This window comes from Bacillus sp. S/N-304-OC-R1 (genome assembly GCF_019749375.1).
GTDB lineage: Bacteria > Bacillota > Bacilli > Bacillales > Cytobacillaceae > Cytobacillus.
Genome location: NZ_JACWFE010000020.1, coordinates 58,137 through 78,746 on the forward strand (window position 1 = coordinate 58,137; position 20,610 = coordinate 78,746).

19 protein-coding genes and 1 riboswitch are annotated in these 20,610 nt (G+C 39.7%); of the genes, 9 read left to right on the forward strand and 10 right to left on the reverse strand.

The genetic code is table 11. From position 1 onward, the window contains the following. Positions 1-35: 35 nt before the first annotated feature. Positions 36-770, forward strand: coding sequence for a sulfite exporter TauE/SafE family protein (locus tag H0173_RS15950; RefSeq protein ID WP_221847497.1), 735 nt, complete (start codon positions 36-38; stop codon positions 768-770). Positions 771-811: 41 nt separating this feature from the next. Here the strand turns inward: H0173_RS15950 and dapA are convergent, their stop codons facing one another. From dapA to H0173_RS15985, 7 genes are all read right to left on the reverse strand, one after another. Next, positions 812-1,699, reverse strand: coding sequence for a 4-hydroxy-tetrahydrodipicolinate synthase (gene dapA / locus H0173_RS15955; RefSeq protein WP_221847498.1), 888 nt, complete (start codon positions 1,697-1,699; stop codon positions 812-814). Between the two features lie 135 nt (positions 1,700-1,834). Further along, positions 1,835-2,012, reverse strand: a riboswitch (Lysine riboswitch). A gap of 104 nt (positions 2,013-2,116) precedes the next feature. Continuing rightward, positions 2,117-2,863, reverse strand: coding sequence for an amino acid ABC transporter ATP-binding protein (locus H0173_RS15960; protein WP_260631219.1), 747 nt, complete (start codon positions 2,861-2,863; stop codon positions 2,117-2,119). A 14-nt stretch (positions 2,864-2,877) separates the two neighbouring features. Then, positions 2,878-3,531 carry an amino acid ABC transporter permease gene (locus H0173_RS15965; RefSeq protein ID WP_221847499.1) on the reverse strand — a complete coding sequence of 218 codons (654 nt, stop codon included), beginning with the start codon at positions 3,529-3,531 and terminating at the stop codon, positions 2,878-2,880. Positions 3,532-3,601: 70 nt separating this feature from the next. Further along, on the reverse strand, positions 3,602-4,378 hold the full coding sequence (locus H0173_RS15970) for an amino acid ABC transporter substrate-binding protein (RefSeq protein WP_221847500.1): 777 nt from the start codon (positions 4,376-4,378) through the stop codon (positions 3,602-3,604). Positions 4,379-4,558: 180 nt separating this feature from the next. Next, positions 4,559-5,716 (reverse strand): M20 metallopeptidase family protein, encoded by a 1,158-nt coding sequence (locus H0173_RS15975; protein ID WP_221847501.1) that lies wholly within the window; start codon positions 5,714-5,716, stop codon positions 4,559-4,561. Between the two features lie 36 nt (positions 5,717-5,752). Beyond that, a complete protein-coding gene (locus H0173_RS15980) occupies positions 5,753-7,150 on the reverse strand; it encodes a YfcC family protein (RefSeq protein ID WP_221847502.1) in 1,398 nt (465 codons plus the stop codon). Between the two features lie 299 nt (positions 7,151-7,449). After that, a complete protein-coding gene (locus H0173_RS15985; protein WP_221847503.1) occupies positions 7,450-7,818 on the reverse strand; it encodes a VOC family protein in 369 nt (122 codons plus the stop codon). 209 nt (positions 7,819-8,027) lie between these two features. Here H0173_RS15985 and H0173_RS15990 point away from each other — a divergent pair, with 209 nt between their 5' ends. Beyond that, positions 8,028-9,314 (forward strand): MFS transporter, encoded by a 1,287-nt coding sequence (locus H0173_RS15990; protein WP_221847504.1) that lies wholly within the window; start codon positions 8,028-8,030, stop codon positions 9,312-9,314. 59 nt (positions 9,315-9,373) lie between these two features. Beyond that, positions 9,374-10,363 carry an ornithine cyclodeaminase family protein gene (locus H0173_RS15995; protein WP_221847505.1) on the forward strand — a complete coding sequence of 330 codons (990 nt, stop codon included), beginning with the start codon at positions 9,374-9,376 and terminating at the stop codon, positions 10,361-10,363. 52 nt (positions 10,364-10,415) lie between these two features. On the opposite strand, the gene H0173_RS16000 is transcribed toward H0173_RS15995, so the two are convergent. Next, positions 10,416-11,906 carry a peptide MFS transporter gene (locus H0173_RS16000; RefSeq protein ID WP_221847506.1) on the reverse strand — a complete coding sequence of 497 codons (1,491 nt, stop codon included), beginning with the start codon at positions 11,904-11,906 and terminating at the stop codon, positions 10,416-10,418. 350 nt (positions 11,907-12,256) lie between these two features. On the opposite strand from H0173_RS16000, the gene H0173_RS16005 reads away from it, so the two are divergent. Next, positions 12,257-12,742 (forward strand): PaaI family thioesterase, encoded by a 486-nt coding sequence (locus tag H0173_RS16005; RefSeq protein ID WP_221847507.1) that lies wholly within the window; start codon positions 12,257-12,259, stop codon positions 12,740-12,742. A gap of 43 nt (positions 12,743-12,785) precedes the next feature. Here H0173_RS16005 and H0173_RS16010 read toward each other — a convergent pair whose 3' ends face one another. After that, the gene (locus tag H0173_RS16010) at positions 12,786-14,204 is read right to left on the reverse strand and encodes a PAS domain S-box protein (protein ID WP_221847508.1); all 1,419 of its coding nucleotides are present in this window, start codon (positions 14,202-14,204) and stop codon (positions 12,786-12,788) included. Positions 14,205-14,500: 296 nt separating this feature from the next. On the opposite strand from H0173_RS16010, the gene H0173_RS16015 reads away from it, so the two are divergent. From H0173_RS16015 to H0173_RS16030, 4 genes are all read left to right on the forward strand, one after another. Further along, on the forward strand, positions 14,501-15,220 hold the full coding sequence (locus H0173_RS16015) for a sulfite exporter TauE/SafE family protein (RefSeq protein WP_221847509.1): 720 nt from the start codon (positions 14,501-14,503) through the stop codon (positions 15,218-15,220). 63 nt (positions 15,221-15,283) lie between these two features. Next, complete coding sequence (gene ybaK, locus H0173_RS16020) at positions 15,284-15,763, forward strand: Cys-tRNA(Pro) deacylase (RefSeq protein ID WP_221847510.1); 480 nt, start codon at positions 15,284-15,286, stop codon at positions 15,761-15,763. A gap of 273 nt (positions 15,764-16,036) precedes the next feature. Further along, positions 16,037-17,137, forward strand: coding sequence for a PRK06851 family protein (locus tag H0173_RS16025; RefSeq protein ID WP_221847511.1), 1,101 nt, complete (start codon positions 16,037-16,039; stop codon positions 17,135-17,137). A gap of 438 nt (positions 17,138-17,575) precedes the next feature. Continuing rightward, positions 17,576-18,064 (forward strand): hypothetical protein, encoded by a 489-nt coding sequence (locus tag H0173_RS16030; RefSeq protein WP_260631221.1) that lies wholly within the window; start codon positions 17,576-17,578, stop codon positions 18,062-18,064. A 142-nt stretch (positions 18,065-18,206) separates the two neighbouring features. Here H0173_RS16030 and H0173_RS16035 read toward each other — a convergent pair whose 3' ends face one another. Beyond that, on the reverse strand, positions 18,207-19,526 hold the full coding sequence (locus H0173_RS16035) for a short-chain fatty acid transporter (protein WP_221847512.1): 1,320 nt from the start codon (positions 19,524-19,526) through the stop codon (positions 18,207-18,209). Between the two features lie 153 nt (positions 19,527-19,679). On the opposite strand from H0173_RS16035, the gene H0173_RS16040 reads away from it, so the two are divergent. Next, positions 19,680-20,579, forward strand: coding sequence for an SDR family oxidoreductase (locus H0173_RS16040; RefSeq protein WP_221847513.1), 900 nt, complete (start codon positions 19,680-19,682; stop codon positions 20,577-20,579). Positions 20,580-20,610: the final 31 nt, after the last annotated feature.

Here is a 20,610-nt window from a genome sequence, read left to right on the forward strand (position 1 = left end):
ATCTATAATGAAGGGAGTGGAAGGTGGTCATCGGAATGGAATATATCGTACTCTTTTTTATCGGGATCTGTGCAACGACGCTTGGCACACTTGCTGGAGGAGGCGGACTTATTAGCCTGCCAGCTATGCTATTAATGGGGGTTCCGGTTCATTCTGCGATTGGTGCTAATAAAGTGTCGAATAGCTTTAGCTCATTCTCTAGCTTCTTTCATCTTTACAAGAGAAAGCAAGTTTCAATGAAGAAATCAATTTGGATGATACCGGTCAGTTTGGCAGGAGGAATAAGCGGCGGCCTCATCGCATCAAGGCTATCAGAGGCCAATATGTATATAATAGCTATCATCCTGCTTATTTTTGCTTTTATTACGTCCTTTATTAAAAAGGGGGATTTTACTGGTGAAGAGTCATTTGTTTTAAATAAAAAAAGCATTCCGGGCCTTTACGGAATTGGTCTTTATGATGGCCTTTTTGGTCCTGGTTCTGGAACGTTAATGCTCTATTTGTTCGGATATTTAAATGTGGCGTATATACAAGCTGTAGCGTTGGTGCGTCTTGCTACTTTTTCAAGCTGTCTAGGTGCATCGATTTCCTATATTGCCAGCGGTAAAGTCATTTGGCCATTAACCCTTGTACTCTTGCTAGGGTCATTAACGGGTGCCCAAATAGGCGTACGGATTGCTCAGAAATTAAAACCCCATCAGATTAAGCCTATTCTTCGTGTTGTTACTGTGGCATTAATTATTCAAATATTTGTTGAGAATTTTCGCTAATATAGAAAGCACACCCCTCTAGGGATGTGCTTTCTTTCAAATTATCCACAATTCACAGGATGTACTGTTTTTATTACGTCTTGCAATGCGTTAATTTCATCATTATTTAAAGGAACTAATGGAAGACGGACTCCGCCAACATGGATGCCTTGTAAATTAAGGGCTGCTTTCACCGGTGTTGGATTAGGGGATGTGAATAAAGCCTTCATGATTGGAAGCAGCTGACGATGTGCGGCTGCTGCAGCTTGGAGCTCACCTTTTTTAAAGTTGTTAATCATTTCTTGCATTTCATTGCCGATGATATGGGAAGCAACTGAAATAATTCCTGTTCCGCCAATGGCTAACACCGGTAAGGTTAAGCCGTCGTCTCCGCTGTACAGTGAGAAATTTTCCGGTGTTCCACTAATAATTTGTGCCATTGCATCTAAGTCTCCACTAGCTTCCTTAATGGCTACAATATTTTCAATCTCAGATAATCTAACGACAGTTTCAACTGCCATATTTACCGCGCTGCGGCCTGGAATATTATAAAGCATAACAGGTAAGGAAGTGGATTCAGCGATTGCTTTAAAATGCTGATACATGCCCTCCTGAGATGGCTTGTTATAGTATGGAGTTACAAGCATAATGCCGTCGACTCCGGCTTCTTCCGCTTTTTTAGTTAAGCTAATAGAAGCTCTTGTATTATTGGAACCTGTACCAGCAATAACCGGCACTCGTCCGCCAACAACCTCAACAACAAATTTAAATAGTGCAACTTTTTCCTCTTCTGTTAAAGTCGGCGATTCACCTGTAGTTCCTGCAACAACTAATCCATCTGAACCATTTGCAATTAAATGGTTTACTAAATGTCTTGCAGCTTCAAAATCTACCTCACCGTTATGATCGAATGGCGTCACCATTGCCGTTAACACTTGACCGAAATTCATAACTTACACACCCTTTTTTAATTTTTTATTTTAAAAAATAGAGGTGGCAGGGCAATTTCAAACTAAACGCAAAAAAGCAACAACGAGGGACTCGCTGTTGCAGTAGAAACAATATACGAAAACAATCGTCGTTTCTTGTGCGATAGCCCTCCATATAGTCACCTATATGACAGTCCTGTATTTATTCAACACAGGCCCAGCTTTAAGAACATGAGATTCCTAAAACTTCGGCAAATTCCCCTTTCGACAATCATCGATGGACCTCATCATCCTCCGATTGTGTACTGATGGTTTTTGCTCCTCTATCCTCACTTCAAAAAGATCTTGAAATAAGAAATATTAATTTAATCTAATATAACTGAAAGTTTGTTTTATTTCAAGGCTTATTTAGAAATATATTTCCAGTAGTCTGAATTTCTATTTTAACACTCGATTTAAGAAGGCTTTTGTCCGATCAAATTGTGGATTTGTAAATAATTCATCCGGGTGCCCTGATTCAGCAATTTCTCCGTTATCCATAAACAGAACTTTATTAGCGACTTCTTTCGCAAAGCCCATTTCATGTGTAACAACAATCATCGTCATTTGTTCTTCTGCGAGATTTTTCATCACTTGAAGAACTTCTCCAGTTAATTCAGGGTCTAAGGCTGAAGTGGGCTCATCGAATAATAAAATTTCAGGCTCCATCATTAACGCACGTGCAATTGCCACTCGTTGTTTTTGTCCGCCTGAAAGGTTTCCGGGATACACAGAGGCTTTATCGGCTAGCCCGATTTTTTCCAATATCTCCATGCTTCGCTTTTGGAGAGTTTCGGGAGATTCCTTTTTCACCATTTTCGGTGCAATTTCTAAATTTTCTTTTACCGTTAGATGAGGGAAGAGGTTGAAGTGCTGAAATACCATCCCCATTTTAGCGGTAATACGGTTGATTTCCTGGGGTTTTGAGTAAACTCCATCTTTTACAAGGAAATCTCCATCAATACAAATGCTGCCGCCGTTGATTTCCTCAAGATGAATAAGGCTTCGAAGCATTGTGCTTTTTCCTGAACCTGATGGACCGATTACAGCGATCACATCGTTTTTATGAACATCAAACGTAATTTGTTTTAGCACGTTTAGATTTCCGAATGATTTTTTTAGGTTAGAGACTTCTATGATAGCCATCGATATCAATCCTTCTATTCAAATTTATAGCGTCGCTCGAGCCATTTAAAAAATAATGTTAATACAAGTGTAATCAACAGATAAATAACTCCCGCAAGGAAAAACGGCACGATGGTGAAGTCACGGTTGACGGCTGTCTGAGCGAAGTGAAGCAGCTCCGGAACAGCGACAGCATAGAGCAGTGCGGTATCTTTTACAAGCGTGACAGATTCATTCGAAACCGCCGGTAAAGCAATACGGAACATTTGCGGCAAGATAATTCGTGTCGTTGTCTGCCATTTATTCAATCCAAGAACCTGTGAAGCCTCGTACTGCCCCTTGTCAATCGCTAAAAGTCCGCCACGGAATATTTCAGCAAAATAAGCAGCGTAGTTCAAAATAAATCCTAAGCATGCCGCAACAAAACGATCTAACACTAGATATTCTCCGATGACAGGGATTAATGGCAAGCCGAAGCAGATAAACAATAGCTGCAGCAATAGAGGGGTTCCACGCATCACATAAATATAAACCTGTGCAAGCCAAGATATCGGTTTTATACTGCTTTTTACAGCTAGTGTAAGTAGAAATCCTAAAGGAATAGATACGATAATTGCAATAATAAATAATAGAATAGTCATCTGAGCCCCTTCAAGCATGGGCTTAAGGATGGTTAGGATATAGTCCATATAGTATTCCTCCAAAAACAAAACAGGCTTTCCTAGGGAAACCCTGTTTGCTTCATTTTTGTTTCTCCAATTAATTTAAAACTTTGTTTTCACCAAACCACTTTTCAGAGATTTTAGCAGCTGTTCCATCTTTGCTTAACTCATCGAGAGCTTTTTGCAGGTCGTTCAATAATTGGTCGTTTCCTTTTTTCACACCGATTCCATATTCTTCTGGTGCAAGTGTTTCATCAAGAAGCTTATAGGTTCCTTCTTCTTGAGACATATAGTAGTTAATAACAACTTCATCAATAATAACGGCATCTACGCGGCCGGCTTTTAAGTCGCTAAGTGCAAGTACGTTATCTGCATATTCTGAAACTGATTTGATTTTGTCTTTAAGCGGGCTAGCATCTAGTGCATCAGATGCAGATGATAGACCTTGAAGGCCAATTACTTTGCCTGTTAAATCATCAAGAGATTTGATATTAGAATCCGATTTAGTAACGATCACCTGTGCGTTTGCTAAGTATGGCTTTGTGAAAAGTACCATTTTTTTACGCTTATCAGTAATGGTATACCCATTCCAGATAAGGTCAATTCGTCCGCTGCTCAATTCTGATTCTTTTGTTTTCCAATCGATTGGCTGGAACTTAGGTGTTTTCCCCATTTTTTCAACAGCTGCTTTTGCGTAGTCAATATCAAACCCAACAAGATTATTATCCTTATCTCGAAAGCCTAATGGAGCAAATTTATCATCAACGCCAATAATTATTTCATTATCTTTATCTTTTGCACCGTTTGAAGAACATCCAGTTAATATAGCAAAAACTGTTAAGAACGCTAGAATAATAGCTGTATATCGTTTCATCAGAAGTAATCTCCTTTTGTTAAAATCCTTTAGTGCGTTACCATATTATCATGATAGCATGATAAAACAGAAAAAGTAAATAGAAATATTAGGAGATTTTATTCTAGTAGAAAAGTATTTTAGTGTGTGATTCTCGTTTTAGGGCAAAAGAAAAGAGGAAGCCGAAGCCTCCTCTATGTATTAAGCATTTAAAGCCAATTGCAGCACTGTTTCGATGCCTGCAGGAATGGCTGCTTCATCGATATCAAATTTTGGATGATGGTGAGGGTATGCGCTTTTCTCGCTTTTCATGCCGATATTCACAAAGCATCCTAGTTTTTCTTTTAGATAGAAGGAGTAATCTTCCGCGCCTAATACAGGTTCAATTGCCAAGAAGGCATCCTCGCCAAATGTTTTTTCAATAATACCTTTCGCATATTCGCATGCTTCCGGATGATTGTAAAGGGGTGGAGTTCCTTCAATAAAGTTGTAATGACCTTTAGCTCCAAAGCTTGCACAAATAGACTCAGTTAGTCCAGCAGTCTTTTTGTGCATGAGTTCTGCTCCTTCAAAGGTTAGAGCACGAATTGTTCCCTGCATTGTGACTTTATCAGGAATGACATTATAGGAATTGCCTGCCTGCAAGCCTCCAAATGAAATGACGCCTGCGTGTAAAGGATTTAAGTTACGGCTTACGATCGACTGAAATGCTTGGATAAGGTGAGTCGCAATATAAATCGGATCCACGGTTTCATGTGGACTGCCGCCATGTCCGCCTGTTCCTTCAATGACAATGTCGAAGTCATCACTAGATGCCATGGCATAGCCAGTGGCAAAGCCAATTTTTCCAAGAGGCACGCTGGACATATAATGAATGCCATAGATTTCGTCTACGCCGTTTAATACACCTTCTGTTACGAGCTGCTTAGCACCGCTCGGAGATGCTTCCTCAGAGCTTTGAAAAATAAAGACAATATTATTCTTCACTAATTGAGGGTTACTACTCATCCATTTTGCAACAGCAAGAAGGGTAGCTGTATGACCATCATGGCCACAGCCGTGCATGACACCAGGAACCTTTGAAATATAAGGCTTGTCTCCTTCTTCATGAAGAGGGAGAGCATCCATATCCGCTCTAAGTGCGATTGTTTTCTTTCCTTCTGTTCCTTTAAAATAGCCGACCACATTTGGAGCTGAAAAGCGATCATCAACAGAAATTCCGAACTCGGCTAATCTTTCTTTTACATAGGCAGCTGTGTTATATTCCTGTCCTGAAAGCTCGGGGTTCATATGAAAATGTCTGCGAACTTCAATCGCCCAGTTAGATAGGGCTGAATCTACTAATTTTGTCTGAAGCATGAAATTACCTCCATATCGTTTATTAGAAAAACGGTCTTAAAAAGGACCGTAGTGAATCGCATGTGCAATGAGAAGGAAGACAATGGCTAATCCCACTTCAATGAAAATGAATGGAAGCACCCATCTTACCCATTTTGTATAAGGAATCCCAGCCATAGCTAATCCGGCAATTAACACACCGGCTGTTGGGAAAATAGAGTTGGAAATACCGTCTCCAAGCTGAAATGCAAGAACAGCTGTCTGTCTCGTTACACCTACTAGGTCTGACAATGGAGCCATAATCGGCATTGTAAGGGCCGCCTGTCCGCTTCCTGATGGAACGAGGAAATTAAGAAACAGCTGTACAAAAAACATGCCGACTGCATTTAATGCAGGTGAAAGATGGCTAAGTAAGGAAGAAGAGTAGTAGAGAACAGAGTCCATTAGCTTCCCGTCCTGAAATACAACTAGAATGGCTTGTGCAAACCCGATAATGATGGCACCGCCAACTACTTCCGTAACCCCGCTCATAAAGCTGTCCGCAATTTTATTCGGACTTAGCTTGCCGATGATTCCAATAATAACACCAAATAATAGAAACAATGCGCCGATTTCAGTAATGTACCAGCCAAATTTTAAAACACCAATGATGAGAACGACAAAATTGATTAGAAATGCTACTAACACCCATTTATGGCGGGTTTCCAGTTTAGCTTCCTGTGTATTTGTGTTCTCTTTTCCATCATAGAAGTTTCCTAGAAATCGAAGCTCTGGATTTTTATTGATTTTTTTAGCGTACCGATATATATAGATGACCCCAGCAAGGTAGAATGTGGCTAAAAGGACGAGACGAAGCCCAATTCCTGAGAAAGTAGGCAATTCAGCGATGCTTTGGGCAACCCCGATATTAAACGGATTCATAACAGCACTCATGAAACCAATATTAGCTCCTAGAGAAACAATGGCAAATCCGACAATAGCATCGAATCCTAGAGCAACGGCTAACGGAGTAATAATCGCAATGTAAATGACCGTTTCCTCCGCCATCCCCATTAACGTTCCGCCAACTGCAAAAAATAGCATAATCACAGGAATAAGCAATAATTCTCTATTTGCTAGTTTATTAGAAATCGTCACGATTAAGGCATCGAGGGCCCCAGTCGCTTTCAAAATACCAAATGCACCACCAACTAGTAAAACGAAGAAAATGATGCCTGCTCCTTGAACCATGCCTGTATGAATACTTGTAAAAATTTTAAAAAATCCAACAGGGGATTGCTCCGTTAAATGAAAAGAATCTGGTACGACAATCGTTCTCCCAGCTTCTTCTATTCTATCATATTCACCTGCTGGCAAAATATAGGTCAGAATAGTAGAAATAACAATGACAAAGAAAATAAGGACAAAAGCATTGATGTTGATGCCTTTTTGATCTTGTTGTATTGGTTTGCCCATTTTAAAGCTCCTTTATATAATGAATTGGTTTTTAGTAATGAATTTTTATGCGTTTAATTGTAATGTTTATTCAGTTATTTTGCAATAATAATTTAGGGGTTTTTTGTTTGTATTTATTTGGAAGGTTAATGAAAGTGCTTGCAAATAGAATGGCTGGTTTGACTTTCACTATTTTTATGTAAAAATGCAGTTATTTCAAGATAATAATAGGTAGGCGAATGAGCTTTGGGTGAAACGGTTTTCGGCATAATAAAAACACACTGCAAAAAAGTGTGTTTTTATGAAAGGGTATTTTTATATTAGGAGGAAAGCTCACTCATTAATGCGTGTGTGTTGCCCTCTTGATCTTGGAAAAAGGCCATCCATGTTTCTGTTTCGCCCACTTTTGCTATGAAATGAGGTTCGTCGATAAATGACACTCCTTTTTTCTTTAACTCTTCATAGGTCTCATGAATGTGTTCAACTTGATAATATATAATTGAGCTCGAATGCGCAAACTCGTCTTTTTCAGGAGGACTTAAAAGCAGACGCAGCCCATTGCAGTCGAAAAAGGCTAAATTACCAGCTTGAAAAAGAAGATCAAGCCCTAAAATATCTCTATAAAAACAAATTGCCCTGTCTAAGTCCTTTACTGGTACCCCAACTTGTCCAACTTTTTGAATTCTCATATCAAAACTCCCCTATATAACGATTTTTATCATACGAAAATTATAGCAATTTCAGCATGTAATAACCATTTTATTTCTAAATATTCTAAATAGTAGTTTTGAATTCTTTGCAAGCTTAATAGTTTGATATATAAAACTAATTAATTTACTATATTGTAAAATTTTGTCTAAGTCGTTATCATGATGATAAATCAATTAGGAGGTAGATCATGGAAAATAAGGTAACAAAAAAAGTATTAATTGCTAGTCTAATAGGCAGCTCGATTGAATGGTTTGATTATTTTTTATATGGGACTGTCGCTGCTTTAGTATTTAATGAGATGTTTTTTCATAGTGCGGACCCGACAGTAGGGTTAATGCTAGCCTATGCTTCCTTTGCACTTGCCTTTTTTATCAGGCCGATTGGGGGAGTGATTTTTAGTCATATTGGGGATCGAATTGGCAGAAAGAAGACCCTTGTCCTAACTCTTTCTCTAATGGGGGGGGCAACTGTTTTGATGGGATTCCTGCCAACGTATGACTCCATTGGGGTGATGGCTCCGGTTCTATTAATAATCCTGCGCCTTATTCAAGGCATTGGACTTGGAGGAGAGTGGGGAGGTGCGCTTTTACTTGCTGTAGAATACGCGCCAAAAGAGAAGCGTGGATTTTTTGGCAGTATTCCACAAATGGGGGTTACAATTGGGATGCTTCTTGGAACCCTTGCGCTCTCAATTATGACACTTCTTCCGGAAAATGCATTTCTCACATGGGGCTGGCGTGTGCCGTTCATATTAAGTGCTTTACTAGTTATTTTTGGGTTATGGATTAGAAAAGGAATTGATGAAACTCCATCATTTAAAAAGGCGCAGGAAAAAGGGGAGATTGCTAAAGTTCCATTCGTGGAGACGATGCGCACGCATTGGAAGGAAGTATTAATTGCCATTGGAGCTAAAGTCGTTGAAACGGCGCCATTTTATATTTTTGGAACATTTATTGTCTCCTATGCGACAACGCAGCTTGGTTTTTCGCGAACAGTCACTTTAAATGCAGTGACAATCGCGACAATTGTGACTACGCTGTTAATTCCGGTTATGGGAAATCTCTCTGACAAAATTGGCCGAAAGAAGCTTTATGTCGGTGGAACAGTATGTATGATGATTTATGCTTTCCCGTATTTTTGGCTTTTGCATCAGGAATCAGCACTATTACTCATTGTGGCAACTGTTTTAGGTTTGGGCATTATTTGGGCCCCTATCACAGCTGTGCTTGGAACAATGTTTTCGGAGATATTTAAATCGAATGTCCGTTATACTGGTATTTCACTAGGCTATCAAATTGGAGCTGCAGTAGCGGGAGGAACAGCTCCGCTCGTTGCGACAGCCCTTCTAAAGGCATATAACAACTCCTATGTGCCTGTGGCATTATATATTATTTTAACCGCGCTTATTTCTCTTATTGCCATTTCCGCGGTACGTGATCGTAAAAATCAGGAATTGGATTCAGAAGCAGCATAAAAAAATTAAAGGGGGTTGCGGCAAGTGCCCCCTTTTTCAACAGAAAGAAGGTTCATCATTTGCTAGTTTTATCAGAAAAAGAAATACGCTCTCTCTATTCAATGAAGGACGCTATACAGGACTTAGAACAAGCTTTGAAACACTACATAGAAGGGGAAATCCTAAACCCGCACCGGACTGTTCTTGAATTTCCTGAAAAAAATGCATCGGCACTCTATATGCCAAGTGCGATGAAGCCGATCGGAAGAACGGCTGTGAAGGTTGTAACGATATTTCCGAATAACCCGTCCATTGGGAAGAAGACTACCCAGGGTGTGATTATTCTAAGTGACACAAGTAATGGTGAGCATCTTGCTTGCTTGAATGCCTCATATTTAACAAGACTTCGTACAGGTGCAGTAAGTGGGATTGCAACAAAGTATCTAGCAAAAGAAAGTGCATCATCCGTTGCCGTTATAGGCTGCGGGGGAATGGCGGAGGAACAGCTGCAGGCTGTCCTGGAGGTCCGTGCAATACGAAAAATTCTGCTGTATAATCGCACGAAGGAAAAAGCACATGCATTTGCAAATAAAATTGCGGCATTAAGCCCCAATTATAACGGCGAGATTCAAATTATCGAGAATTCGGATGAGGCTGTTTCACAGGTTGAAATTGTTATTTGCAGTACCCGCTCTGAAACACCAGTATTTTCAGGCAAGGCATTGAAGCCGGGGACGCATATTAATGGTGTTGGGTCATATTTGCCTCATATGCAGGAGGTTGATCTTGATACATTGTTAAAAGCGTCAAAGATTGTCGCAGATACTGTTGAAGGCGTGAAAGATGAAGCAGGAGACTTTATCATTCCTGTGAATAATGGAGATTGGAGTTTTTCGAAGCTGCACGGCGAGCTTGGTGAATTAGTAACCGGGCAAATTCCAAGCAGGGAATGGGATGATGAAATTACTTTCTTTAAGTCAGTGGGCGTTGCTTATTTTGATTTAGCAGTTGCAGCAGCGGCTTACGAGAAAGCACTTCAAGCTGGAGCTGGTGTAGAGGTCGATATTTAATGCTAGAAAAGGATCAGACTCGTCGTGAGTCTGATCCTTTTTGTGAAAATAATTAATGAATACCCTTCATAAAGCCTTGAATTTTCGGCGCTAATGCGAAAAGAATGATCGCAAGTACGATAGATGCTCCTCCGATGATACCGAAGTACGCCATTTCTGTTGCAGGTGAGTAGAATTTAACAATTTGCGCATTAAGTGCTTGAGCTGCTGCATTTGATAAGAACCAAAGGCTCATCGTTTGTGCAGAGAAAGCTGCTGGTGCTAATTTTGTTGTAGCAGAAAGTCCAACTGGTGATAAGCATAACTCCCCAAGTACACAGACAAAATAGCTTAGAACGAGCCATAATGGATTCACCAATGAGTTGGCTCCTCCGAAATACGCTGGTAATAAAATGATCAGGAATGATAATCCTGAGAACAGCAAGCCAAGTGAGAATTTTTGCGGAATGGATGGCTGGCGTTTGCCTAGTTTTACCCAAAGCCAAGCAAAAATCGGTGCAAAGACGATAATAAACAATGGGTTCAATGATTGGAACCATGCAGGTGAAATATGAATGCCTGCGAAGTCTAATTGTGTTCGTTTATCTGCGTAGTTAGCAAGAATGGTTGATCCTTGCTCCTGAATAGCCCAGAACATAACAGATGCAATGAATAGTGGGATATACGCAATGATTCTTGAGCGCTCAACATCTGTTGTATTCTTGCTTCGGTACATGACAACAAAGTATGCTGTTGGGATTAATAAACCAAGAATTCCTACAAGGGCAATAAAGCTTTTAAATGTTAATAGACCATTTGGAATGGCAATCGCAACAAGAATAGCGATAATCACAGCTACGATTCCAAATCGAGTAAATGCCTTTTTCTTTTCCTCAGATGATAGCGGGTTGTGAACAATTGTACCTGCTAGACCAAGGTTTTTCTTTTTTGTGAAAATAAAGACCATTAATCCTAAGAACATTCCGACAGCTGCAATAGCAAAGCCTAAATGGAAGCTATAGCCCATCACACTTCCGACAATTAACGGCGCAAGGAATCCACCAAGGTTGATCCCCATATAGAAAATACTAAATCCGGCATCACGGCGGTTATCTGCTTCACTATAAATTTCTCCGACCACACTCGAAACGTTTGGCTTCAATAATCCAGTACCAAGAACGATCAGAACCATGGAAATAAAGAATAATGTCACATTACCTGGAATAGCTAAAGCGATATGACCAAGCATGATTAATATTCCGCCATAGAATACGGCTTTTGATGTACCAAAAATTCGGTCAGCTAACCAGCCCCCGATAATACCTGACATATAAACTAATGAACCATATATGGACATAATGGAAAGAGCCGTTGACTCATCAATCCCTAAGCCGCCCTTAGAGACTTCGTAGTACATATAGTAAACAAGGATTGCTCTCATGCCATAATATGAGAATCGCTCCCAGAATTCTGTAAAGAAAAGAGTAAATAATCCCTTAGGATGACCAAAGAATCCTTTTTGGGGAACGCTTTCAACAATTTTCTGTTTATTTAAATTGGCCATGTAAATACCTCCTTATGTTATTCTATAATACTTTTGATAGTTTGAAATTGTCAAAAACAATTTTTTGTAAATCGAAGGAAATAGAGCGAGTGTCCTATTAGATCAAGGATTTGCAAAGTTTTTTCAGAAAAAGAAAGTTTTTTTAAAATAATGAATAAATTTTGATATAATTGAAAATTGATGAATTTTAACCATTTTTTTGTAAATCATTTCATTAAAATCCGTTTCCTGCCGATACCATTCCTGAAAGGATTTCAACCTTGATTTCCCAAACTTTAGTCCTGAAAAGTTGGAAGCGCTTTCTGTAATTGGGCGAATGTTATATAATATTCTGAAAAGGGGGAGAGGAAATGGAAGAAAAAGTACAACACGCAGTGCAGGATATTTATCCAGATGATATCGCTTGGTGCTATGGATGTGGTCGCTTAAATGAGAAGGGGCACCATTTTAGAACAGGATGGCAAGGGGACCAAACAGTAACGATTTATACACCTGAAGAGGAACATACAGCCATTCCAGGGTTCGTTTATGGCGGATTAATTGCCTCACTAGTTGATTGTCACGGAACAGGATCCGCTGCGCTGGCTCTGCACAGGAAAAATGGGCATGAGGTTGGAGATGGTACAGAGCCGCCTCGCTTTGTAACAGGATCCTTAAAGGTTGATTTTCTGAAGCCAACTCCTCAAGGTATACCTTTAAAAGCGGTAGGAACTGTAACGGAAATTCATCCGAAAAAATGGAAGGTGGACGTTGAAGTTTTTGCCAATGAAACAGTATGTGCCCGCGGAGAGGTACTAGCTGTTGTCATGCCAAGTACATTTACGAAGAAAGAATAGTTTGGGAATGAAAGAAGCAGGTGGGAATCACATCCACCTGCTTTTATTTGGAAATCGGTAACAGAATTTCAATATTCGTCCCGTTTGCGGAACTCTCGATAACAATGGAACCTTTGTGCTCTTCAATAATATTTTTACAAATCATGATGCCGAGCCCGGTTCCTGTCTCTTTTGTTGTGAAAAAAGGCTCCCCAATTCGGTCAAGTAAATGATTTGGGATTCCGGTACCTTGGTCGTTAATCTTAATCATAATCCAGTCAGGAGTTTTTTGGGAGACATATGTATGAATCATTCCGCCTTGTGTCATTGCTTCTATAGCATTTTTAAAAAAGTTGATAAATACTTGTTTTAATTTGTTTTCATCGCAATCAATAAGAGGAAGATCAGGTTCAATCCTCTTAATAATTTGGATTTTATTATGCTTTGTTTGGGTTTCTAATAAAGTAAGAACATGATTAATAATCGCCTCTATGTTTTTCTTAGCAAATTTTGTTTCCTGAGGCTTGGCTAGCAATAGCAATTCATTGAGTATCGTTTCCATTCGAATTATTTCTGATTGGATGACGTCAAAGTATAACTTATTTTGTTTTGAATCCTTCTCCATCATATGAAAAAATCCTTTAATTGCCGTTAAAGGATTTCGAACCTCGTGTGCAATCCCTGCCGCTAGTTGGCCAGCGATTTTTAGCCTTTCCGAATTTATCATTAATTCCTGGGTTTTCTTTCTCTCAGTTATATCTCTCATCATCATGTGTACGGCCGGGGCATTTTCATAAATAGTCGGGATTGTTTTTAGTTCCACATTCATGCCCATCCCGTCACTTCTAAGAAATCTGATTTCAAATGAACCAATTGAAATTTTATCTAGTTCACGGCTTTTAAATCGTTCATGGTCTTGATAAACAATGAAGTCATAAATCGATCTTCCGATAATTTGTTCTTTGTGCTGCAGGCCAAGGATTTCTAAGCCTGTACTGTTAATAAAGATGCATTTTTCACCTTTTAAAATGATAACCCCATCTGGAGATTCCTCTACTAAGCGGTGATACCTTTCTTCACTTTCACGCAGCTTTTCCTCCGTGTATTTCCGATCGGAAATATCTTGAACCTGACTAATATAGAATAAAGGGGTTCCTTGCTCGTCTCTTACTAAAGTTGTGCTCATTAAAGTCCATATATAGTATTGATTTTTATGAATATAGCGCCTTTCAATTTCGAATGAACTCTTCTTTCCCTCAGTAAGAAGTTGCACAATATACTCGTCTATTTCTGCATCATCAGACGGAACAATATCATCAACAGAAAGCTGCAAAAACTCACTTTCCTGGTAGCCCATAATATCACATAAAGATTGATTGACCTTTACTATTTTTCCATTTACAGAGACGATAGCCATCCCGATACCGGCATGTTCAAAAGCATGGATGAATAATTGCTGATTATCGAAATTGATCTTATTCATCATAAAAAAACCCCTCTATTATTAGGCTTATATTATATCTACAATGGTTACAGGATTAATTTGGAAAACAATAGTTTTACAGATTTATATATTATTGGCAGAAAAGGCTTATTATAATAATACTATTTTTTACAAATATTTCAAAGGTAATCTCAATCTAATACACTCTTGTAATGGACTTTATAGAAAAAAGTTTTTATTTAATTTTAGGATTTGGTCAGAAAATTTGAAAATTATGTTAAAATTTACTTATCTTTCACAGCTTTTATTAAAGAGATGGAAAGTAGGTGCTCTTAATGGCTACAACTGTTTTATTTATTTTTATTATTTTATTGGCCTCCATCCTGCAGGCAAGTACAGGGTTTGGCTTTTCATTAATGGCCACACCTTTTCTTCTTTTAATATTTGAACCGAGGGAAGCTGTCCAAATTAATTTGATCCTTTCCCTAGCCATCTCTCTTACACTTATCCCAAAACTAAAGAACGCAATAGATTACGGATTATTAAAACGAATCATGCTTGGCAGTGTCGCTGGGTTACCTGTGGGTCTTCTTATTTATTTAGGATTAGATATCGGAAAATTAAAACTGACAATAGGTATCATTATACTTTTGTCAACCATATTGTTAATGCTTAAATTCCGGATTAAACAAACAAAAGGAAGAGATTACTTGGTTGGAGGGATTTCCGGAGTTTTAACCGTCAGCATGGGTCTTGCAGGGCCTCCTTTATTGATTTATTTGACTGGTACAGACACTGAAAAGGAAAAGCTCCGCAGTACTGCTCTTGCTTATTACCTATTTATCTATTTCATGAGTTTAGTTTCCCAGATTATCTTTGCAGGAACGGCAAAAATAACCTGGTCTTCTAGTGCTTATGCTATTCCGCTAATCATAATGGGGCTATTATTAGGCCACTTCCTATTTAAGCGAATGAGTGAAAAGGTGTTTATGGTCGTCATTTATATTATTTTGCTGTTTACGGGTTCACAAATGCTTTATAACTCTTTCGGTTGATAGATTACAGCTTTTTACGGTAATAATGATAAAATAGAGAAAAAATTTGCAAGGAGTACGAATATGGCACAAGGGAAAACGAACGCAATGCGGATTCTCGACACTAAAAAAGTGAACTATCATTTAATGACTTACGACAATCAAGATGGGAAGATTGATGGTGTCTCAGTTGCACAAAAAATTAACAGAAATGTGAAAGAGGTGTATAAAACCCTTGTTGCACACGGAAGCAGTAAACAGCTATATGTGTTTATTATTCCGGTAGAGGCCGAGCTAGATTTAAAGAAAGCTGCAAAAGCAGCAGGAGAAAAGAAAATTGAAATGATTGCTGTCAAGGATATTCAAAAGCTAACAGGCTATATTCGCGGCGGCTGCTCTCCTGTTGGCATGAAGAAGCAATACCCGACCTTTATTGCTGCTCAGGCTGCGGAGCTTGAAAGCATCATTGTGAGCGGCGGCAAAATCGGTGTACAAATGGAATTAAGAGTAGAAGATCTTGCTGCAGTCATTCAAGCAAAGTTAGAGGATATTTGTAAAGAATGAAGGTAGCACAAAAAATTGCCACAGACATGTTGTCCTGTGGTATTTTTTTGTGCTTTTTGGAATGTATTTTATAAGTAGGGAGCGGTTTGCTGTAAAAACTTTATTGGACAAAAAACATCTTCCTGCTCGAAAACCTGTCCAATAATTTTGCAAAACTCAAAGACTTTCAAAAACATATCGGCTCCACTAAATAGGCATTCACCCATTACCCCAAATGTGCATATGGTAAAGGTGAAAACAATCTAGACAATGAACGGGAAAGGACGTGTAATAGTGGCTGGAAAAATATTAAATTACTTTGGTGGCGGAAATACAGCACGTGGTTTTTACAGTTTGTTCGAGTCTAATCTGCAAGGACTGGAGCGGATATTCATTTTAAAAGGCGGTCCTGGAACGGGAAAGTCCTCTCTTATGAAGGCCATCGGATCGGAATGGGCAGGGAAGGGATATGATCTTGAATATATTCACTGCTCATCTGACAATAACTCCATCGATGGTGTAATTATTCCTGCTCTTAAAGTGGGGATTGTTGACGGAACAGCCCCGCATATTATTGAACCGCAGACACCAGGTGCAATTGAGGAATATGTGAATTTAGGTGAAGCTTGGGATTCAAAGGCTTTGGCTGAGCAGAAACAAGAAATAATCCAAATAAATGAACAAGTAAGCCGTTCCTTTCAAACGGCCTATAGCAAGCTAGCTGAAGCGCTAAAAATACATGATAGCTGGGAAAATATATATATAGAAAATATGGATTTTGCAAAAGCGGATCGGCTGACGACTAAATTGTTAGAGGAATTCTATGGAAATATGTATTTAAATAAGTCTTCCAATGTGAAGCATCGTTTCCTTGGAGCAGCAACACCGATTGGAGCGGTCGATTTTGTCCAAAACTTGACTGAAGGACTTTCTAAGCGTTATTTCATTAAGGGCCGTGCTGGAACGGGCAAATCTACTATGCTAAAAAAATTAGCAGCAGAGGCCGAAAAACGCGGATTTGATATAGAAATTTACCATTGCGGCTTTGATCCGCACAGTTTGGATATGTTAATTCTCCGTGAACTGGGTCTTGCGATCTTTGACAGCACGAGTCCGCATGAATATTTCCCAGACCGAGCAGGAGATGAGATTATTGATACGTATGATATTATTGTTTCGCCTGGCACTGATGAAATTTTTGCCCAACAAATTAAGGAAGTCAGTCAGCAATATAAAGCAAAAATGAAAGAAGCTATTTCCTATTTAGCTCAGGCAAAAGCTCAAAGGGAAGAATTAGAAAAGATTTATATAAATGCCATGGATTTTACAATCGTAGACAAACTGCGTAACAATATCAGATCCGAAATATTGCAAATAGCTGAAGAGGAAAATTGAAAAGCCGTTGCCTCCTCAATAATTCCAATGAGATGCTAATTGGAAAATTGTTCATAGTCAAACACCAACCTAGGCGAATTGCATACATTAAAAGGAATGCATTGCGAGAGGAGATCAGCATAAATGGATTTTAGACATTATCCCTATTCTATTCCTTTTGATGTAGAGTCGCTTCATAATAATGATCGAACATATCCGGGTGAAAGTGGAGGGTTCCCGTTAGTTCCCCTATCGGGCGGGTCTAACCCAGGATCCTTTCCAGGCCAGCCGTCAGGATTCCCTTCAAGCCAGCAAATGGGGTACCCTCAAGGCCAGCCGTCCGGATTCGCCCCAGGCCAGCAGATGGGTTATCCTCCGGGCCAACCGTCCGGGTTCGCCCCAGGCCAGCAGATGGGTTATCCTCCGGGCCAGCCGTCCGGATTCGCCCCAGGCCAACAGATGGGGTATCCTTCAGGCCAGCCGTCCGGATTCGCCCCAGGTCAGCAAATGGGTTATCCTCCGGGGCAGCCGTTAGGGTTCGCCCCAGGCCAACAGATGGGATATCCTCCGGGGCAGCCGTCCGGATTCGCTCCAGGCCAGCAAATGGGGTACCCTCCAAGTCAGCCGTCCGGATTTCCTCCGGGTCAACAGCAGGGTAACCCGTCAGGTCAGCAGCATGGAGGAGGACAGCAAGGGGGACCACCTTCCACACCGCCGCCTGCTTTCACCCCGCAAATGCAGCAAGTTACTCCATTTGCTGTTGATCCAGGGGCAATAAGAAGATGTTTAAATAGGTTTACTTATATTTGGCTAAATACTGGCCGCAGCTTTTGGTTCTACCCAGTCTTCGTTGGAAGAACATCCATTGGTGGATGGCGGTGGAGACGAAATCGCTGGGTCTACTTTGGAACTGAACTCAATAGCATCCGCTCCTTCCAATGCGTCTAAAACAGTGACGTGTTCAGATTGTAGAAGGTCGAGCGGAAAACATCCCTTTAAATGAAAAAAGACGGACATTTTCGAGTCCGTCTTTTACTTTGTAGAATAATATGAGCTACCAGTACAATAACTGGCAACAACTTGCCTTTGTTTAGAAAAACGTTAATCCGATTGAAATAATAATTCCTGAAACGACGAGTGTAAGTACACAATAACCCATAATATCCTTTGCTCGAAGACCAGCAATCGCTAGTGCTGGCAGTGCCCAGAACGGCTGAATTAAGTTCGTCCAAGCATCTCCCCATGCGACGGCCATAGCTGTCTTTGGAATGGAGGCATTTAATACTTGAGCTGCTTCAAGCATAATAGGTCCTTGAACGGCCCATTGTCCGCCTCCAGAAGGAATGAAGATGTTGACAAGCCCTGCACTGATAAAGGCGAAAAATGGAAAAGTAAATTCATTAGAAATAGAAACGAATGCATTTGAAATAACAGCCGCTAATCCGGAAGCTGTCATCATTCCCATAATCCCAGCATAGAAAGGGAATTGAACGATAATCCCACTTGCTCCTTTTACCGCATTTAGCACAGCATCTAAGAAATGCTTAGGTGTTCCATGGAATAAGATACCTAAGAACAAGAATAAGAAGTTAACAATATCAAGATTTAGTTTAAATCCATTTGTTGCAAAATAGTAAAATAAGAAAACAAGACCAAAGATCCCGATTAACAAAGAAATTAGACTGCTGTTTTCAAGTCTTTCTGCAGGAGTCATTGCCCCTTTTTCTAATGTGGCAGCCTGTACATCATCCTGTAATATCGCAGGATCTACTGTAACTGTTTGCTCCTTTGATGGCATCATAAGCCTGTTGACAATAGGGATAATCACAAACAATGCTGCAATAATGACAATATTAAAGACAGAAAAGATTGTCTGCTCTGTTGAGATAACACCAATAAGATTCTCTGTGAAATGTCCGCTTGTGGCAATCGTTAATGGAACAGAGCCTGAAATTCCCCCGTGCCAAACAACAAACCCTGAGTAAGCGCTTGCAATTAATAGCCGGTAATCAACACCCTTAACTTTTTTCGCCAGCTCTTTCGCGAATAGTGCTCCAATAACAAGTCCAAAACCCCAGTTAATTAAACTGGCAATAATTGATACAATCGTAACAATTATAATGGCCTGACCAGGTGATTTAGCGGTGCCAGCCAGAGCTCCTAATCCCTTTTTGAAAATACGGCTGCTAGCTAAAACATGTCCAGTTACTAAAACTAGTACCATCTGCATGGAGAATGTGAGAAGCTGCCAGAATCCTGTTCCCCAATGCTGTACCATTTTGTATGGTCCGTTGTCTGTGAAAATAAGTCCTAATCCAAAAACGACAAAAGTAAGAATGATGACAAATAAGAATGGATCAGGTAAGTACCGCTGCATTAGGCGGTTAAAAAATCCTACTAACGATTTCACCTAATAATCCCCTTTACTGTTAATATTTTTCTGTTACTCATCAATATTTCGACAAAAAAACCAATATTCCTCTTATTTGGAATATTTAGATTAACTATTTTTACATAATATGCATATACTACTGGGTAAATGTCTAAAAGGAGCGAGTCCTAAATGTATCCTGTATATCAGTACTATAGTGCTAATAAGGAGTGTAAAGAGGTTCCCGTTGCCTTTCCTCCTCAGCATCAAAACATTCAGCCAGGCTATGAGTATATGATGGCTCCAAGACCTATTTCGGAAAATCCGGCTTATAACGGTTCTGGAAAGTTAAAAGACAAGGTTGCTATTATAACAGGCGGAGATAGTGGAATTGGCCGTGCTGTTGCCTATGCATTTGTAAAAGAGGGAGCAAAGGTAGTTATTGTCTACTTAAATGAACATCAAGATGCAGCGGAAACTGAGCAAAGAATAAAAGAGTTGGGCGGAGAAGCCCTATTCATTGCAGCAGATTTAAGAGATGAAAACACCTCTTCTTATGTAGTAGAACAAACGCTGAAAAGGTTTGGGAAAATCGATATATTAATCAATAATCACGCTGTACAGTTTGTACAAAATTCAATTCTTGATATTACGAAAGAGCAGTTGGAAAATACGTTTCAAACAAATATTTTTTCTTATTTTTACTTAACAAAAGCAGTGCTTCCTCATTTATCTGCGGGAAGTGCCGTTATTAACACTGCATCCGTTACTGCCTATGAAGGTCAGAAAAAGCTAATTGATTATTCAGCTACTAAAGGGGCTGTCGTTGCTTTTACTCGTTCTCTGTCCTTATCATTGGAAAAACAGCAGATTCGCGTTAATGCAATAGCTCCAGGTCCCATCTGGACTCCGCTCATTCCAGCGAGCTTTTCGGAAAAAGATGTGATGAAATTTGGAACGGATACACCGATGAAAAGGGCAGGTCAGCCGTTTGAGCTTGCTCCGACTTATATTTACTTGGCTTCAGATGATTCACGCTATGTGAGCGGTCAAGTGCTTCATGTGAATGGCGGAACGATGGTCAGCTCTTAAGTTAAAAAAGGAGGTTAACTAGTCTGTGTTA

Bases quoted from the DNA above. Each gene is read 5' to 3' on its own strand.
- H0173_RS15950 (WP_221847497.1), top strand. From the start codon at position 36: ATGGAATATATCGTACTCTTTTTTATCGGGATCTGTGCAACGACGCTT.
- dapA (WP_221847498.1), bottom strand. From the start codon at position 1,699: ATGAATTTCGGTCAAGTGTTAACGGCAATGGTGACGCCATTCGATCAT.
- H0173_RS15960 (WP_260631219.1), bottom strand. From the start codon at position 2,863: ATGGCTATCATAGAAGTCTCTAACCTAAAAAAATCATTCGGAAATCTA.
- H0173_RS15965 (WP_221847499.1), bottom strand. From the start codon at position 3,531: ATGGACTATATCCTAACCATCCTTAAGCCCATGCTTGAAGGGGCTCAG.
- H0173_RS15970 (WP_221847500.1), bottom strand. From the start codon at position 4,378: ATGAAACGATATACAGCTATTATTCTAGCGTTCTTAACAGTTTTTGCT.
- H0173_RS15975 (WP_221847501.1), bottom strand. From the start codon at position 5,716: ATGCTTCAGACAAAATTAGTAGATTCAGCCCTATCTAACTGGGCGATT.
- H0173_RS15980 (WP_221847502.1), bottom strand. From the start codon at position 7,150: ATGGGCAAACCAATACAACAAGATCAAAAAGGCATCAACATCAATGCT.
- H0173_RS15985 (WP_221847503.1), bottom strand. From the start codon at position 7,818: ATGAGAATTCAAAAAGTTGGACAAGTTGGGGTACCAGTAAAGGACTTA.
- H0173_RS15990 (WP_221847504.1), top strand. From the start codon at position 8,028: ATGGAAAATAAGGTAACAAAAAAAGTATTAATTGCTAGTCTAATAGGC.
- H0173_RS16000 (WP_221847506.1), bottom strand. From the start codon at position 11,906: ATGGCCAATTTAAATAAACAGAAAATTGTTGAAAGCGTTCCCCAAAAA.
- H0173_RS16005 (WP_221847507.1), top strand. From the start codon at position 12,257: ATGGAAGAAAAAGTACAACACGCAGTGCAGGATATTTATCCAGATGAT.
- H0173_RS16010 (WP_221847508.1), bottom strand. From the start codon at position 14,204: ATGAATAAGATCAATTTCGATAATCAGCAATTATTCATCCATGCTTTT.
- H0173_RS16015 (WP_221847509.1), top strand. From the start codon at position 14,501: ATGGCTACAACTGTTTTATTTATTTTTATTATTTTATTGGCCTCCATC.
- ybaK (WP_221847510.1), top strand. From the start codon at position 15,284: ATGGCACAAGGGAAAACGAACGCAATGCGGATTCTCGACACTAAAAAA.
- H0173_RS16030 (WP_260631221.1), top strand. From the start codon at position 17,576: ATGGGGTATCCTTCAGGCCAGCCGTCCGGATTCGCCCCAGGTCAGCAA.
- H0173_RS16040 (WP_221847513.1), top strand. From the start codon at position 19,680: ATGTATCCTGTATATCAGTACTATAGTGCTAATAAGGAGTGTAAAGAG.